Below are 15,207 nucleotides of genomic sequence, written 5' to 3'. Positions count from 1 at the left end.
CGGGGGCCGGGGCCCCTGGCCCAGGGGCGGCAGCGTGCGCAGCAGGGGCAGCAGCACCAGGGCGGCGGCCGCCAGCCGCAGGGCCGCCGACTGCAGCGGATCGAATTCACCCGCCCGCAGGGCAGCCCGGGCCAGCAGGGCACCGCCACTGCCGCAGACCAGGGCGCCGAGGGCCAGGGCGACGCCGCGTCGCTGGCCTGCGGCCGAGCCGGCCAACACCAGGCCATCGCTGGGCCGCTGGCGGGCCACCAGCAGGACGGCCAGGCTGATCAGCCCCAGGCCCAGCCACTGGCCGGCCGTGGGCCACTCAGCCAGGAACAGGGCACCCGCCACCGCCGCCAGCCCCGGCCCGCCGGCATCGAGGGTGAGGGTCCGGCGGGTACCCAGGCGCCGCAGGGCGGCGAAATAGAAGCTGTCGCCAGCGGCGATCCCGAGCACGCCGCTGAGCAGCAGCAGCACCAGGGGACCGGCCGGCGCCGACCAGGACCGCAGCGCCACCAGGGGCAGCAGCAGGGCCAGGGCCAGCAGGGTCTTGAACAGGTTCAGCTGGGCGGCCGAAAGCGAGGTCGGCAGGCGGCGCCAGAGGCTGCTGGCAAGGGTCCAGCAGAGCGTGGCGGCCAGGGCCGCCAGGGCTCCCGTCAACACGGCGGGCTCGACACGGCCGGCTCAACTACGAGGGACTCGACTGGACACGGGGCGGCGCTGGCTTGCGATCATCGCTACAGACGACGCTGCCCCGTGACCACCCCGATCGCCGACGCCCTCAGCTTCTTCCGGCTGAGCTGCGGCCGCTGGCGCTCCCAGCGCAGCAGCCACCACCTGCTGCACCGCCGCGCCGAGGCCGGCGGTTCGCTGATCGTGGTGGAGGAGCTGGAGCTGGGCGATGACCGGCTGCGGGCGATCGCCGAACTGCACGGCCAGGATCCGGCGGGCCTGGTGGGCGGCTGCCGCGTGCGCTGGAGCGGCTCGATGGCCTGGGACAAGGCGGGCGAGGCCCACGAGGGCGAGAGCCTGTTCGGCCTGATCCCCACCGATGAGCGGGGCCGCGCCGGGCTGCTGCTGCGCGACCGGGGCTACGCCGAGACCGCGCCGGTGGCCGGCCACTTCGCCATGGACCCGCGCGACCACCTGTTGCTGAGCACCGACTACGAGACGATGAGCTCGATCGAGCGGTTCAGCTTCGCCGGACCGGATGTGCGGCTGCGCACCAGCACCGTGGAGGGGCTCTCCAACACGGCCTCCTTCTGCATCGAGACCCGCTGCAGCGGCGAGGAGGAACCGGCGGGGCCGGCAGAGGCCGGTGGCGAGACCCAGCTGGAACCAGACCGCACTGCCGGCCCGGCCCTCTCACTGCTCGGCTGGTAGGGAACGTTACGGACTGTGAGCCCTGACCAGGCCCCACCGGGCCTCCCTGATCCGCACTTCTACGATCAGCCACGACGGATGCCGAAGTTCGAGTGGCCCTTCCTCTTCTGAAGTACGCGCCCACGACGCAGAACTCCCGCGTGGCGGCCCTGCGGGTGGGTTCGGATGAGGATCCGAAAGCCGTGTCCCTGGACAAGGCCCTGAACCGCGAAGACCAGAACTTCGTGATCGAAGCGGCCTACCGCCAGCTCTTCTTCCACGCCTTCAAGGTCGACCGTGATCGCACCCTGGAATCCCAGCTGCGCGACGGTCAGATCACCGTGCGGGACTTCATCCGCTCGCTGACTCTGTCGGACACCTTCACCCGCAGCTTCTACAACCTCAACAGCAACTATCGGGTGGCCCGCCACCTGGTGGAGAAGCTGCTGGGCCGGCCCACCTACGGCAAGTCTGAGGAGATCGCCTGGTCTGCCGTGATCATGACCCGCGGTATCCGCGGCGCCGTGGACGACATCCTCAACAGCCAGGAGTACCTGGACAACTTCGGCTACGACACGGTGCCCTACCACCGCAACCGCGTGGTGGGCAGCCGCGATCTGGGTGAGACCCCCTTCAACATCACCACCCCCCGCTACGAGGCCTACTACCGCGGCATCCTGGGATTCCCCCAGATCGTGTACACCGGCACGGCCCGCACCCTGCCCGAGCGCGCCTCCCAGCGCCGTGGCGGCTTCCCGCAGGACTACCTGCCCTGGGTGCGCACCCTGCCGGCCCTCCGCACCCGCGGCGGCACCTCCGGCAACACCAGCATCGACTACCTGGCCAAGGTCCCCTACCGCAGCCTGGGCCGCTGATCCCAGCGGCTGATCCCAGCTCGGCAAGTCTCCAGCTCCCCTCTCCCCAACGGCGGTCACCCCGCCGTTTTTTTGTGTCCGGAGCCCCGGCCCGGAGTCAGTGGATGCTGACCGCATGTCCCGGGATGGGGGGATTGCGGAGAGAGTTACCCAGACTGATCCCAAACACAATCCGGAGGCGCTGTGAGTCAGACCCTTTCATCGCTTGCACGGATGACCCTGCGCCAACTGCGGCAGATCGCCAGTGACCTGGGGGTCAGCCTCTACAGCCGTAAATCCAAGGAGGAGCTGCTCTCCGCCATCAGCAGTCGCCAGGTCGGCACTGAAACCGTGGCGGACAGCAGCAGCGTTGGCTTCGGGGCCCCAGACGCCGGCCTGGCTGCCTCGGCAGCCGCCACCAACCTGGCCGTGCTGGAAGCCGAATTGCCCCCGCCTCCCCGTCCGGACTCGGAAACCCGGGTGGTGTTTCTGCCCCGTGATCCCCAGTGGGCCTACGTGTTCTGGGAGATCTCCGAGCTCGACCGCCAGCAGGCCCAGCGGGCCGGCGCCAGCCAGCTCTGTCTTCGGGTGGCGGACGTGACCGGCCTGACCAACGGCGGCGCCCACCCGCACACCCTGCAGGAGGTGCCCGTCGACAGCCACGCCAGCGAGTGGTACCTGCCCGTACCCCTCAGTGACCGGGACTACCGGGTGGAGCTGGGCTACCGCAAGTCCGGTGGTGGCTGGATCGCCCTGGCCAGCTCGGCCGTGGCACGCGTGCCGGCCCTGCATCCGAGCGAGCAGATTCTCGATCAGTTCGTGCCCTTCTCCCTCGAGACTCCCCCCGCCACCTTCCCCTCGGTGGCGCCCCCCACCGGCAGCAGCGACAGCAACCTGCACGAGCGCCTGTATCAAACCGCCACCACCGGCTGGCGCCGGCTGGGCCGGGGCTCCGAGGCCTTCCACGAGCTTGAGGACACTGACAGCAGCGGGCTCAATGCCTCCGGCGTGGGCCTGTGGGCCAGCGGCCGCAATGAATCCGGCGCCGGCGGTGTAGCCCCGCGCCAGCGGGCCTTCTGGCTGGTGGCGGACGCCGAACTGATCGTGTACGGCGCCACCGACCCCTCGGCCCGGCTCACCATCGGCGATGAGGAGGTGCCCCTCTCCAGCGACGGCACCTTCCGGGTGCAGGTGCCCTTCCGCGACGGCCAGCAGGTGTACGCCATCCAGGCCGTGGCCGCCGATGGCGAACAGAAGCGCAACATCACCCTGGAGTTCGAGCGGCGCACCCCCGAGGACAACAGCAACCCCAGCGACCAGGCTGTGGCCGAGTGGTTCTGACCTCCCCTGAGCCCACCCCGCAGGACTCGGCGGCCCCGCGCCTGACCCTGATCCGCAAGCTGGTGGCCTTCACGCCCCTGGCCGGCACCCTGGCGGTGCCCGTGGTGGTGCCGCTGTTGATGGTCCGGGTGGGCATCGGCGCGGGTGTGGCGGCGGCCGTGCTGCTCAGCAGCCTCTGGTTCGTGGCCATGCTGCGCACCGCTGAGATGCCACAGCACGACTGAGATCCGAGCGGGGCCTCTGCCGGCGTGGCCTCCACTCCACCGGCGCGGGAACCCTGAGGTTCCCCGCCTGGCCGCCCATGGCACAGAACCAGCGTGCGCCACTGCGTCGGCTGCGACTGCGGCTGCGGCTCCGGCTGCTGCCAACCCTGCTGCTGACGGCTGGCTTGGCCGGCTGCAGCGCCACCGGCCGGCTGAGCGGCTCCAGGCCCGATCCCCTGCCCCTGCCACCCGGGATCACGGTGGCCTTCAACCACCGGGCCGAGGCCCGCTACCGCAGCCCGATCAGCGGCCAGTGGCGCAGCGGCGACGACCTGGAAGCCCTGTTGCTGGAAGCGATCCGCTCGGCCCGGCGCGAGCTGCTGGTGGCGGTGCAGGAGTTGTCGCTGCCGGCGGTGGCGGAGGCCCTGGTGGAGCGGCAGCGGGCCGGGGTGAGGGTACGGGTGGTGCTGGAAAACACCTACAGCCAACCCTGGAGCGAGCAGCACGACGCCGAGCTCAGCCCGCACCTGCGCCAGCGCAAGCAGCAGCTGATGGCCCTGGCGGACCGGAACCACGACGGCGTGCTCAGCGCCGACGAGCGCCAGCGCGGCGATGCGGTGGGGATCCTGCAGCGCGCCGGCGTGCCCCTGCTGGATGACACCGCCGACGGCAGCGCCGGCAGCGGGCTGATGCACTCCAAGTTTGTGGTGGTGGACCGGCGCCTGGTGGTGAGCGGCTCGGCCAACTTCACCCCCTCCTGCATCCACGGCGATCCGGACGACGACCGCACCCGCGGCAACGTCAACCACCTGCTGCGGATCGAGAGCGCGGCGCTGGCGGCGGCCTTCGCGGCCGAATTCACCCGGATGTGGGGCGATGGGCCCGGCGGCCGGCCCGACAGCCGCTTCGGGCTGGCCAAGCAACAAGGCGGGGTGCAGGAGCTGTGGGTCGGCCCCACGCGCATCCGGCTGCTGTTCGCGCCCCATCGCCGCAGCGATCCGAACCAGGGCCTGACCCTGCTGGCCTCGGTGCTGGGCCAGGCCCGGCGCCGGGTGGACCTGGCCCTGTTCGTGTTCTCGGCCCAGGAGCTCACCGCCGGCCTGGCCCAGCTGCAGCAGCGGGGTGTGGCCCTGCGGGTGCTGGCCGATCCGGGGTTTGCCAGCCGGTCGTTTTCCGAAATCCTCGACCTGCTCGGGGCGGCCCTGCCCGATCGCGACTGCGGCCTGGAAGCGGGCAACCGCCCCCTGGCCAGGCCCCTGGAGGGCGTGGGCACGCCCCGCCTGGCCCGCGGCGACAAGCTGCACCACAAGCTGGCCGTGATCGATGGCCGCACCGTGGTGTCCGGCTCCTTCAACTGGAGCCCCTCGGCCGCCCACCAGAACGACGAGACCCTGATGCTGATCGACTCGCCGCTGCTGGCGGCCCACTTCAGCCGCGAGATGGACCGGCTCTGGCGCGATGCGGAGCTGGGCCCCAGCCCGCGGCTGCAGCGGCGGCTGGAGCGGGGACGACGGCTCTGCGGCACTGGGCGGATGCGGCGATGATGGCTCCACCGCCCGTCGTCCCGTCCGCCATGCCCCCAGCCCACTGGATCCGGCTGCCAGGCCCCCGCTGGCTCGTGGCGAGTGCCCTGGGACTTCTGGCCGCAGCAGCCGGCCCACCCGCGGCCCGGGCCCAGGCCGCGTGGGTGCCCTTCCCCAGCCAGGCCACCCTGCGGGAAGTGCAACTGGCGGCCCTCGCCTGCGCCCGCGACAACACCGCGGAGACCTGCAAGCGTTCCCGCAGCCTGGCCAATCCGCTGCTGGATCACCCGCGCCTGCCGGCCAGCTGCAAGGACCTGCTCTGGAGCCTGAGCGAGCGCTCCACCCCGGCCCCCAGCAACAGCTTCACGCGCCGCGAGGCGCTGGTGGCACCGGCCCAGAGCCTGCTGGCGGTGTGCCGCAGCCGCGAGAAGCCCCCCGAGCCGGCCCCCAGCGCCCAGCCGGGCGGATCCGGCTCCAACAGCCCGATCCGGCTCAACAGCGGCGGCAACTGAGCCGGGTCCCAGCCCCGGCCGTCAGGGCCTGGGCCGGGCGGGATCGATCAGGGCCAGCAGCTGCTGGGCCGTGGTGTCCATGAAGGCGATGCTCCAGCCGGTACTGGCCGCGGCGCGATCCGCCAGCTGGCAGAGGGGATTGCGCTCGCCGGCGGCCTCACAGCTGGCCGAGAGTCCCAAGAGTGCGTTGGTGAGCTTGCCCCGCAGGCAGCTCTCCGCCCCGTCGCGATCGAGCACCGCCAGGGCCGCCAGCTTGGTGCTGGCTACCGCTTCCGGATAGGGCTTGCTCCGCGCCCCACCGACCACCGCGGCCGCCGCCCGGGGCAGGGCGAAGGCTCCCAGACCGGACAGCAGCACCAGAGCCGCACCGACGAGGGCACGGCGGGGAGCCCCGCAGGACGCACGGCGGATAGCAGCGTGCAGCGGCAGAACGCGGCGGGAGAGCGACACGGGAGCAGCCTCAGGCATGGCCGCAAGGTAGCCGGCTCTGCCGCTCCCGGCAGCCCCGCCCAACAGGGAAAAGGCAGCGCAGCCAGCAGCCCAAAACAGCGGGGTTAGCTTTGGAGCACCCGGCCCTCCCCGATGACCAGCAGCGTGCTGCGCGTGACGCTCGACCAGCCCTTCACCGATCAGAAACCAGGAACCTCGGGCCTGCGCAAGAGCAGTCGCCAGTTCGAGACGCCCCACTACCTGGAGAGCTTCATCGAGGCGATCCTGCGCACCGTGCCGGGGGTGGCGGGCGGCACGCTGGTGGTGGGTGGCGATGGCCGCTACGGCAACCGCCGCGCCATCGACGTGATCAGCCGCATGGCGGCCGCCCACGGTGTGACCCGGCTGATCACCACCACCGGCGGCATCCTCTCCACCCCGGCGGCCTCGAACCTGATCCGCAAGCACGGGGCGGTGGCCGGCATCATCCTCTCGGCCAGCCACAACCCCGGCGGTCCGGAGGGCGATTTCGGCGTCAAGGTGAACGGGGTCAACGGCGGACCGGCGCCGGAATCGCTCACGGACGCCATCTACGCCTGCAGCCAGAGCCTCGACGGCTACCGGATCGTCGAGGCCCCGGCCATTTCCCTCGAGGCTCCGGGCCAGCACCCCATCGAGGCGCTCACGGTGGAGGTGATCGATGGGGTGGACGATTACCTGGCGCTGATGCAGCAGCTGTTCGACTTCGATCAGATCGGCGATCTGTTGCGCAACAACTACCCGATCGCCTTCGATGCCATGCACGCGGTGACCGGCCCCTACGCCAGGCGGCTGCTGGAGGGGCTGCTGGGGGCTCCAGCCGGCACGGTGCGCAACGCCATCCCCCTGGAGGATTTCGGCGGCGGCCACCCCGACCCCAACCTCACCTACGCCCACGAGCTGGCGGAGCTGCTGCTCCAGGGCGACGACTACCGCTTCGGCGCCGCCTGTGACGGCGACGGCGACCGCAACATGATCCTGGGGCGGCGCTGCTTCGTGAATCCCAGCGACAGCCTGGCCGTCCTCACCGCCAACGCCACCCTGGCCCCGGCCTACTCCAATGGGCTGGCCGGAGTGGCCCGCTCGATGCCCACCAGCGCCGCCGTGGACGTGGTGGCCCAGCAGCTGGGGATCGCCTGCTACGAGACGCCCACGGGCTGGAAGTTCTTCGGCAACCTGCTCGACGCCGGTCGCATCACCCTCTGCGGCGAGGAGAGCTTCGGCACCGGCAGCGACCACATCCGCGAGAAGGATGGCCTCTGGGCGGTGCTGTTCTGGCTGCAGTTGCTGGCCCGCAAGCGCACCTCGGTGGCCGCGATCATGGCCGACCACTGGAGCCGTTTCGGCCGCCACTACTACTCCCGCCACGACTACGAAGCGATCGAGAGCGAGCGGGCCCACGGCCTCTACGACCGCCTCAAGGGCCTGCTGCCCTCCCTGGCGGATGAGCGCTTCGCCGGCCGCGCCATCGCCACCGCCGACGACTTCAGCTACACCGATCCGGTCGATGGGTCGCTAACCACCGGGCAGGGGCTGCGCCTGCTGCTCGATGACGGCAGCCGCGTCGTGTTCCGCCTCTCGGGCACCGGCACCCAGGGCGCCACCCTGCGGGTCTACCTGGAGAGCTACGTGCCGCCCAGCGGCCAGCTGCAGCAGGATCCGCAGCAGGCCCTGGCCGACCTGATCAGCGCCGCCGATGCGCTCGCCGAGATCCGCGTGCGCACCGGCATGGAGGCGCCCACGGTGATCACCTGACACGGGCCCACTGATCAACGCCAGCCGAGTCAGTGCCTGCCGATCCGAGCCTGCCGATCAGGGGGGGCCGATCACGGCGCTCCGTCGTCCCCCTCGTCCGGGAGGCCCTCGCGGCGGGGATCGCGCACGAGGCTGAGCTGGCGCATGGTCTCACCCCAGCTGCCACAGGCACCGGCCACCAGCACCAGGGCCAGCAGACGCGGCCAGGGCCGGGGCTGGAGCAGGCTCCCCGGCGCCCGCATCGCCTGCTGCGCCAGCACCAGCAGCACCGTGGCGGCGAGGCCCATCAGAAAACCCGCCAGGGCGATGCGGCGCCGATCCACCTGGCGCTGGCGGCCGGGGTGATAGCCAGGGGGAGGTGGCAGGGGCATCAGACTTCAGGGGCGAGGGGATCACCGGCGAGGGGATCTGGGGCGAGGGGATCCACCCGGTCGGCACTGGCGGGGAACCAGACCGCCTCCAGGTTCTTCATCAGCACATAGAAGGAGGGCACCACAAACAGGCTGAGCACGGTGGCCACCAGCAGCCCTCCGAAGATCACCGCCCCAAGGGAGCGCTGGCTGAGGGCACCGGCGCCGTTGGCCACCAGCAGTGGGAAGAAGCCCGCCAGGGCCGCCATCGCCGTCATCAGGATCGGCCGCAACCTCGACTGGGCCGCACCGGCGGCAGCCTCGGCGGCGCTGGCCCCGGCCTCCATGCGCTGGTTGGCAAGGTCGACGATCAGGATGCCGTTCTTGGCCGCCAGGCCGATCAGCGTTACCAGGCCCACCTGGGCGTAGACGTTGTTCACCTGACCGCGCAGCACCAGGAACACCAGGGCGCCGAGCATGGCCAGCGGCACCGTCATCAGGATCACCAGCGGATCGATGTAGCTGCCGTACTGGGCCGACAGCACCAGATACACCACCACAATCCCCAGGGCGAACACCAGGATCGCCAGCGAGCCAGCCTGCACCTCCGAGCGGGAGAGGGCCGACCAGTCCATGCCGATGTTGGTGAAGTTGAGCCGACGGAAGGTGTCCGCCAGGGTGTCGATCACCTGGCCGCTGCTCTTGCCGAAGGCCTCCACGCCCTGCACCAGCACGGTGCGGTAGAGGTTGAAGTGGCTCACGATCGGCGGGGCGCTGTCCAGCCGGGCCTTCACCATGTTGGAGAGCGGGATCTGCTGACCGTCGGCACTGGTCACGTAGAGGTTGGCCAGATCCTCGATCACATTGCGCCGCTCGCCCTCGGCCTGCACGTACACCTGGCGGTACTGACCGTTCTCGTAGGTGGGATTCACGAAACGGCCGCCGGCCAGAGCACCGAGGGTGGCCATGGCATCGCCGTAGTTGACGTTGAGGGAGGCCATGCGGTCGCGGTCCACATCCAGGCGCCACACCGGCGCATCGGCGACGAACTGGGTGTAGATGTTGAAGAAGTCGCCCGTTTTCCTGGCCTCACCGATGAGCTGATCGGCCAGTCCCGCCAGCTGGGTGGGGGTATAGCCGCCGTTGCTGAGATCGTTGACCTGCAGTGAGAAGCCACCCTGGGCGCTGAAGCCGGGCACGGCCGCCGGCGGCTGGGCCAGCACGATGGCCCCGGGGATCTGGCGAAACTCCTGGTTGAGGCGTTTGATGATCGCGTTCGCCGACTGGCTCGGATCGGTGCGCTCCTCGATCGGCTTGAGGCCGAAGAAGAAGATGCCCTGGTTGAGGGCGCCGCCGTTGAAGCCGGCCCCGCCGATCATCTCGCCGGAGACGATCTCCTCCTCCTTGGCGATGATCTGCCGGGCCTGGTCCGCCACCAGCATGGTGGCCTCCAGCGAGGCCTGGGGCGGGAGCTGGATGATGCCGAGGCCGTAGCCCTGGTCCTCGCTGGGCACGAACCCCGTGGGGATGGCCGCGAAGGCGATGCCGGTGAGCACCACCCCGCCCAGCAGGATCGCTACCAGCAGGCGGCGCAGCCGGATCGCCTGCTGCAGCAGACGGGCATAGGTCGCGGCCAGGGCGTCAAAGCCGCGGTTGAAGCCAGCGAAGATCGGCACCAGGTTGGTGCCGACCAGGGCGCCCAGCACCCCGAGCAACAGCGATCCCACCCAGCCGAAGGCCAGCCAGCCGTAGCCGGCGCCGAGCCCCAGGCCGATCAGGGTCCACTTCAGGCCACGGGGATCGGTCTTGCCGCCACCGAGCAGCAGCGCCGACTGCAGGGGTTTGCCGGTGATCGCATTGAAGGTGCTCACCAGGATCGAGAACACGATGGTGAGCGCGAACTGCCGATAGATCACGCCGGTGGCGCCGGGGAAGAAGGTCACCGGCAGGAACACCGCCAGCAGCACCAGCGCCGTGGCCAGGATCGCGCCGGTGAGCTCCTTCATGGCATTGGATGCAGCCCGGAAGGGGGGATCGCCGGCCTCGATCCGGGCCGCCACCGCCTCCACCACCACGATCGCGTCATCCACCACCAGACCCGTGGCCAGGATGATGCCCAGCAGGGTGAGTTCATTGATCGAGAAGCCAAAGGCCTTCACGAAGATCAAGGCGCCGAGCAAGGCGATCGGCAGGGCCAGGGCCGGCACGGCGGTGGCCTTCCAGTCCTGCAGGAACAGGAAGATGATCAACAGAACCAGCACCACCGCATCGCGCAGCGCCTCGAGGGCGGTGCTGATCGAACCGTTGATGAAGTCGGTCTGGTCGAACACCTTTTCCAGCACCACCCCCGGTGGCAGGGTGCTCTCAAACTGGGTGAGCACCGCATCCACGGCCTTGGCGGTACTGATGGCGTTGCTGCCCGGCAGCTGGATCACCCCGAAGCCCACACAGGGATAGCCGCTACGGGCATTGATCGCCGACTGGGAGAAGTTCTGGAACGCGTATTCGGCCCGGCCCACATCGCGCAGGCGGATCAGGCTGCCGTCGCTGCCCTTGGCGGTCTGGCTGCCGGCGGGCCCCTTGCTCAGGATCAGATCCTCGAATTCCTGAACCGTTTCCAGGTTGCCGTTCACCAGCAGGGGGTAGGTGCTGCGGTTCTTGGCCGGGGCCGGAGGACCACCGATGCTGCCGGCGATCACCACCTGGTTCTGGCTCTGCAACGCCTGGATCACATCGTCGATCGTGAGGTTGAAGCGGGTGAGCTTCAGGGGATCCACCCAGAGCCGGAAGGCGGGGTTGCTGGCCCCGAACACATTCACCTGACCCACACCATCGGCCCGGCCCAGGGGATAGAGGAGATTCAGCTGGAACAGGCCATTGAGATAGTTGCGATCAAACTGGCCGCGGGTGGAGGTGAGGTTGTAGACGAGCAGATAGCTGGAGGCGGTCTGCTCCACCGTGACGCCCTGGGCATTCACCTGCTGGGGCAGCTGGGAGGAGGCCGTCTGCACCCGGTTGAGCACATTGACCTGGTCAATGTCTGGATCGGTGGTGGCCTTGAAGTAGACATTGATCTGGCTCACCCCCTGGCTGGAGCTGGTGGAGGTGATGTAATCCATCCCCGGAGCGCCGTTGATCTGCTCCTCCAGGGGCCCGGTCACCGCGCTCTCGACGGTGAGGGCATCGGCGCCGGGAAGGTTGGCCGTCACCTGAATCGTGGGCGGCGCGATGTTGGGCAGGTTCTCGATCGGCAGCAGCGGCAGGCTGATCATCCCGGCCATCAGGATCAGGATGCTGCAGACGGTGCTGAGCACCGGCCGCCGGATGAAGGTGTCCGAGAGGCTCATGAGCCGCTGCCCCCGGCTCCAGTGCCGGCGGGCGCAACCCGCACCACGGCACCGGAGCGCAGCTGGGCCAGGTTGCCCACGATCACGCGATCCCGGGCGGCGATTCCGCTGCGCACCGCGAAGCGGCCGTTCTGCAGGCTGCCCAAGTTCACGGGCACCTGCAGGGCCACGAGCGCTCCAGCGGGCGGCTCCGGTGTGATCGGCCGGCCCAGCAGACGACTGGCCTCAGCCGGCTGCACCGCCAGGAACACAAAGGTCTTGCCCGCCTGCAGCAGCACCGCCTGCTGGGGAATCGAGGGCCGGGTCTGGCGGTCGAACACCAGCGTGGCGCTCACCCGCTGGCCGTTGCGCAGGGTGCCATCCGGGTTGGCGAAGGTGGCCTTCACCAGCAGGGTCTGGCTGTTCTTGTCCACCGAGGGGGCGATGAAGCTGAGGCTGCCGCGGGCCAGCAGACCGGGGCGGCCCGGCGCCTCCAGCAGCACCGGCAGGCCGGGCTTGACCCGCCAGGACAGTTCGGAGGGGATATCGAGGCGCACCCAGAGGCGCGAGTTGTCGACCACCGTGGTGACCACGGTGCCGGGGCGCACCACATCGCCGAGCTTGGCGTTGATGTTGCCCACCTCGCCGGCGATCGGCGCAAGAACATCCTTGTAGCCGAGGGTGGCCGAGCTGGCGATCACCCGGTCGCGGCTCTCGATCGCCTGGGTCACGTAGGCATCGCGATCCTTCGTGGACACGGCGCCCTGCTCATTCAGGAAGATGTAGCGCTCGGCGTTGAGCCGGTCCTTGCGAGCCTCGGCGCTGCTGGCGTTGACCTGGGCCTGCTGCTGCACCTGGTCCAGGCGGAACAACAGCTGGCCGGCCCGCACCCGCTGCCCCTCGGTCATGGGCATCAGCACAATGCGGCCCTCGATCTGCGGTTCGAGCTTCAGCTCCCGGATCGCCTCCAGGGTGCTCTGGTAGGTGGCCTGGTCGGCGAAATCGTCCGTGCTGGGGGAGGCCAGGCTCACCAGCGGCGGTGGCTGGGCCGGCGGTTTGGGCGGGCTGCAGGCCGCCAGGGGAGCGGCCATGGCGACGGCGATGGCCACCCCAGCGGAGCGCCGGAGCCTGGTAAACGCCATTTGAGGTACAGCCCTGGATCTGACGGAGAATAGAGGCTGTGGCTGGCAGCCTCAACGGCCTGGGTGCCCCAAGCTCCCCTGGGTTCCCCGGGCGTTCCCGAGTCCACCGAGCCCCCCGATCGCACCGTGACCGACCTGTTCAGCCACCGGGGCGAGCAGCTGCGCCAGCACCTGGCCCCCCTGGCCGATCGCCTGCGCCCCCGCACGCTCGACGAGTTTCAGGGCCAGGAGGCGATCCTGGGGCCAGGCCGGCTGCTGCGCCGCGCCATCAACGCCGATCGGGTCGGCAACCTGATCCTGCACGGGCCGCCGGGTGTGGGCAAGACCACCCTGGCCCGCATCATCGCCGCCACCACCCGCGCCCACTTCAGCAGCCTCAACGCCGTGCTGGCGGGGGTGAAGGATCTGCGCGCCGAGGTGGACGAGGCCAAGCGGCGCCTTGAGCAGCACGGCCTGCGCAGCCTGCTGTTCATTGATGAGGTGCACCGCTTCAACAGCGCCCAGCAGGACGCCCTGTTGCCCTGGGTGGAGAACGGCACCGTGACCCTGATCGGCGCCACCACCGAGAACCCCTATTTCGAGGTGAACAAGGCGCTGGTGAGCCGCTCGCGCCTGTTCCGGATGCAGCCCCTGGAAGCCAGGCACCTGCACCAGCTGCTGCTGCGGGCCCTGGCCGATCCGGAGCGGGGCTACGGCAACCGCCCGGTGCAGATCAGCGAGGAGGCCGCCGCCCACCTGGTGGATGTGGCCGGCGGCGATGCCCGCAGCCTGCTCAATGCCCTGGAGCTGGCCGTGGAAACCACTGAGCCAAACGGCGACGGCGTGATCGCCATCGACCTGGCCATCGCCGAGGAGTCGATCCAGCAGCGGGCCGTGCTCTACGACAAGCAGGGCGATGCCCACTTCGACACCATCAGCGCCTTCATCAAGTCGCTGCGGGGCAGCGATCCCGACGCGGCCCTGTTCTGGCTGGCGCGGATGGTGGAGGCGGGCGAAAACCCGCGCTTCATCTTCCGCCGCATGTTGATCTCCGCCGGCGAGGACATCGGTCTCGCCGACCCCCAGGCGATGGTGGTGGTGGAAGCCTGCGCCGCGGCCTTCGAGCGGGTGGGCCTGCCGGAGGGGCTCTATCCCCTGGCCCAGGCGGCCCTCTATCTGGCCAGCACCGAGAAGAGCAACAGCCTGCTGGGCTTCTTCGATGCGCTGAAAACGGTGAAGGCCACCAGCCGCCAGGACGTGCCCTCCCACCTGCGCGATGCCAACCGCGATGGCAAGGCCTTCGGCGATGGGAAGGGCTATCGCTACCCCCACGCCTATGCCGAGCACTGGGTGGCCCAGCAGTACCTGCCCAACCAGCTGCAGGGAGAGGTGTTCTGGCAGCCGGGCGCCCTGGGCTGGGAGGGGGAGCGCCGCTCCCGGATGCAGCAGCGGCGCGCCGCCCAGCTGGCCGCCGCTGCCGAGCACGAGACCGAGCTGGGGCCGGTGCTGAGCGGCAGCCCCGACGATCCGGCCCTGGATCGCTGGCTGCAGCGGCAGCTGGGGGCCGAGGGCCAACGGCTCGACGGCCTGCGCCAGCGGCTCTGGCAGGGAGCCCGCTGGCAGCGCCACGACCGGGTGCTGATCCTGGAGGCCCGCTCCCTGCTCTGGGCCCTCGATCCTCTGGCGGCCACGCCGGAGGGGGGCGTGGTGATCCAGGCGGCCAGCCCGGCCGATGCCGAGCGGCTGGCCGCCCAGCTGCAGGTGCTCGACAGCCTGCGCCAGCCCCGGATCGTCGAGGCGACACGTGGTGGTGGGGGTGGCCCGGAGAACACCGGCAGCTTCGCCGAGCTGGCCTGCCAGCTGGAGCCCGGCGAGCGCTTCGAGTGGATCGCCGCCCGCCAGCCCCTGCGGGGCCACCAGCCCGAGCAGCTGGCGGCGGATCTCGCCCAGCTCACGGCCCTGGCCGCCGCGACGGCCGAGCTGCGGCTGCTGTTCAGCGCACCCCGGCTCGGGCCGGCGGGGGCCCTGCTGCGGAGCGGAGCGGACCTGGGCGAAGCCGATCGCGCCCTGCTGGCCGACCTGCAACGCCTGGAGGCCCACTGGCTGCGGCCCGACCCGCAGCCGGAGCTCTTGGAGAAGGAGCTGGTCGGCCTGGGCTGGGCCGTGGCCTGGGAGCCGTGGCGGGAACCACTGGATCTGGAGCTGACGCCGGAGCTCTGGCGGCGCTGGTTCGGCCCGGGCGCCCGCTACCGGCAGCAGGTGGAAACCACGCTGGGGTCGGAGGCGGCCCAGGCCGCCGCCGCCCTGATGGAGCGCCTGCGGGGCCGGCGCCTCCCCCAGGACCTGGACCATCAGCTACTGCTGGCCCAGCACCGCCAATAAAAAAGCCCCGGCATTGCCGGGGCCCACA

13 protein-coding genes are annotated in these 15,207 nt (G+C 70.5%); 8 read left to right on the top strand and 5 right to left on the bottom strand.

Translation table 11 applies throughout. The annotated features are described in order from the left end of the window. Positions 1-645, bottom strand: a 645-nt coding sequence (locus CJZ98_RS11840; RefSeq protein WP_094591343.1) for an EamA family transporter, incomplete at its 3' end; no start/stop codon positions are given. A gap of 93 nt (positions 646-738) precedes the next feature. Here CJZ98_RS11840 and CJZ98_RS11835 point away from each other — a divergent pair. The 6 genes from CJZ98_RS11835 to CJZ98_RS11810 all read left to right on the top strand — a co-directional run bounded on the left by CJZ98_RS11835 (position 739) and on the right by CJZ98_RS11810 (position 5,777). Continuing rightward, on the top strand, positions 739-1,365 hold the full coding sequence (locus CJZ98_RS11835; RefSeq protein WP_094591338.1) for a phycobiliprotein lyase: 627 nt from the start codon (positions 739-741) through the stop codon (positions 1,363-1,365). Between the two features lie 92 nt (positions 1,366-1,457). Further along, the gene (locus CJZ98_RS11830; RefSeq protein WP_094591337.1) at positions 1,458-2,219 is read left to right on the top strand and encodes a phycobilisome rod-core linker polypeptide; all 762 of its coding nucleotides are present in this window, start codon (positions 1,458-1,460) and stop codon (positions 2,217-2,219) included. Between the two features lie 183 nt (positions 2,220-2,402). After that, positions 2,403-3,539, top strand: a complete 1,137-nt coding sequence (locus CJZ98_RS11825) for a DUF4912 domain-containing protein (RefSeq protein WP_094591336.1) — start codon at positions 2,403-2,405, stop codon at positions 3,537-3,539. After that, positions 3,530-3,763, top strand: a complete 234-nt coding sequence (locus tag CJZ98_RS11820; protein WP_108723298.1) for a hypothetical protein — start codon at positions 3,530-3,532, stop codon at positions 3,761-3,763. Before CJZ98_RS11825 ends, CJZ98_RS11820 begins: the two co-directional genes overlap by 10 nt. 77 nt (positions 3,764-3,840) lie before the next feature. Further along, positions 3,841-5,286, top strand: a complete 1,446-nt coding sequence (locus tag CJZ98_RS11815; RefSeq protein WP_094591335.1) for a phospholipase D-like domain-containing protein — start codon at positions 3,841-3,843, stop codon at positions 5,284-5,286. A gap of 29 nt (positions 5,287-5,315) precedes the next feature. After that, positions 5,316-5,777, top strand: coding sequence for a hypothetical protein (locus CJZ98_RS11810; protein WP_232756430.1), 462 nt, complete (start codon positions 5,316-5,318; stop codon positions 5,775-5,777). 21 nt (positions 5,778-5,798) lie between these two features. Here CJZ98_RS11810 and CJZ98_RS11805 read toward each other — a convergent pair whose 3' ends face one another. Further along, a complete protein-coding gene (locus tag CJZ98_RS11805; RefSeq protein ID WP_094591334.1) occupies positions 5,799-6,245 on the bottom strand; it encodes a hypothetical protein in 447 nt (148 codons plus the stop codon). A gap of 114 nt (positions 6,246-6,359) precedes the next feature. Between CJZ98_RS11805 and CJZ98_RS11800 the strand changes: the two genes are divergently transcribed. After that, the gene (locus CJZ98_RS11800; RefSeq protein WP_094591333.1) at positions 6,360-8,000 is read left to right on the top strand and encodes an alpha-D-glucose phosphate-specific phosphoglucomutase; all 1,641 of its coding nucleotides are present in this window, start codon (positions 6,360-6,362) and stop codon (positions 7,998-8,000) included. 71 nt (positions 8,001-8,071) lie between these two features. On the opposite strand, the gene CJZ98_RS11795 is transcribed toward CJZ98_RS11800, so the two are convergent. From CJZ98_RS11795 to CJZ98_RS11785, 3 genes are read right to left on the bottom strand one after another with little or no spacing between them, the layout of a single operon-like run. After that, positions 8,072-8,371, bottom strand: coding sequence for a tripartite tricarboxylate transporter TctB family protein (locus tag CJZ98_RS11795; RefSeq protein WP_094591332.1), 300 nt, complete (start codon positions 8,369-8,371; stop codon positions 8,072-8,074). Beyond that, positions 8,371-11,697, bottom strand: coding sequence for an efflux RND transporter permease subunit (locus CJZ98_RS11790; protein ID WP_094591331.1), 3,327 nt, complete (start codon positions 11,695-11,697; stop codon positions 8,371-8,373). Before CJZ98_RS11790 ends, CJZ98_RS11795 begins: the two co-directional genes overlap by 1 nt. Next, complete coding sequence (locus CJZ98_RS11785; RefSeq protein WP_198537734.1) at positions 11,694-12,767, bottom strand: efflux RND transporter periplasmic adaptor subunit; 1,074 nt, start codon at positions 12,765-12,767, stop codon at positions 11,694-11,696. The genes CJZ98_RS11790 and CJZ98_RS11785 overlap by 4 nt, the downstream gene beginning before the upstream one ends. Positions 12,768-12,944: 177 nt before the next feature. On the opposite strand from CJZ98_RS11785, the gene CJZ98_RS11780 reads away from it, so the two are divergent. Continuing rightward, positions 12,945-15,179 carry an AAA family ATPase gene (locus tag CJZ98_RS11780; RefSeq protein WP_094591340.1) on the top strand — a complete coding sequence of 745 codons (2,235 nt, stop codon included), beginning with the start codon at positions 12,945-12,947 and terminating at the stop codon, positions 15,177-15,179. The last annotated feature ends 28 nt before the right edge of the window (positions 15,180-15,207 follow it).

It is taken from the genome of Vulcanococcus limneticus LL (genome assembly GCF_002252705.1).
Taxonomy (GTDB): domain Bacteria; phylum Cyanobacteriota; class Cyanobacteriia; order PCC-6307; family Cyanobiaceae; genus Vulcanococcus; species Vulcanococcus limneticus.
Note: the sequence above shows the minus strand (reverse complement) of the source record. Positions and strands in the feature narration are given on the sequence as shown.

Bases quoted from the DNA above. Each gene is read 5' to 3' on its own strand.
- CJZ98_RS11785 (WP_198537734.1), bottom strand. From the start codon at position 12,767: ATGGCCGCTCCCCTGGCGGCCTGCAGCCCGCCCAAACCGCCGGCCCAG.
- CJZ98_RS11810 (WP_232756430.1), top strand. From the start codon at position 5,316: ATGCCCCCAGCCCACTGGATCCGGCTGCCAGGCCCCCGCTGGCTCGTG.
- CJZ98_RS11800 (WP_094591333.1), top strand. From the start codon at position 6,360: ATGACCAGCAGCGTGCTGCGCGTGACGCTCGACCAGCCCTTCACCGAT.
- CJZ98_RS11795 (WP_094591332.1), bottom strand. From the start codon at position 8,371: ATGCCCCTGCCACCTCCCCCTGGCTATCACCCCGGCCGCCAGCGCCAG.
- CJZ98_RS11790 (WP_094591331.1), bottom strand. From the start codon at position 11,697: ATGAGCCTCTCGGACACCTTCATCCGGCGGCCGGTGCTCAGCACCGTC.
- CJZ98_RS11815 (WP_094591335.1), top strand. From the start codon at position 3,841: ATGGCACAGAACCAGCGTGCGCCACTGCGTCGGCTGCGACTGCGGCTG.
- CJZ98_RS11805 (WP_094591334.1), bottom strand. From the start codon at position 6,245: ATGCCTGAGGCTGCTCCCGTGTCGCTCTCCCGCCGCGTTCTGCCGCTG.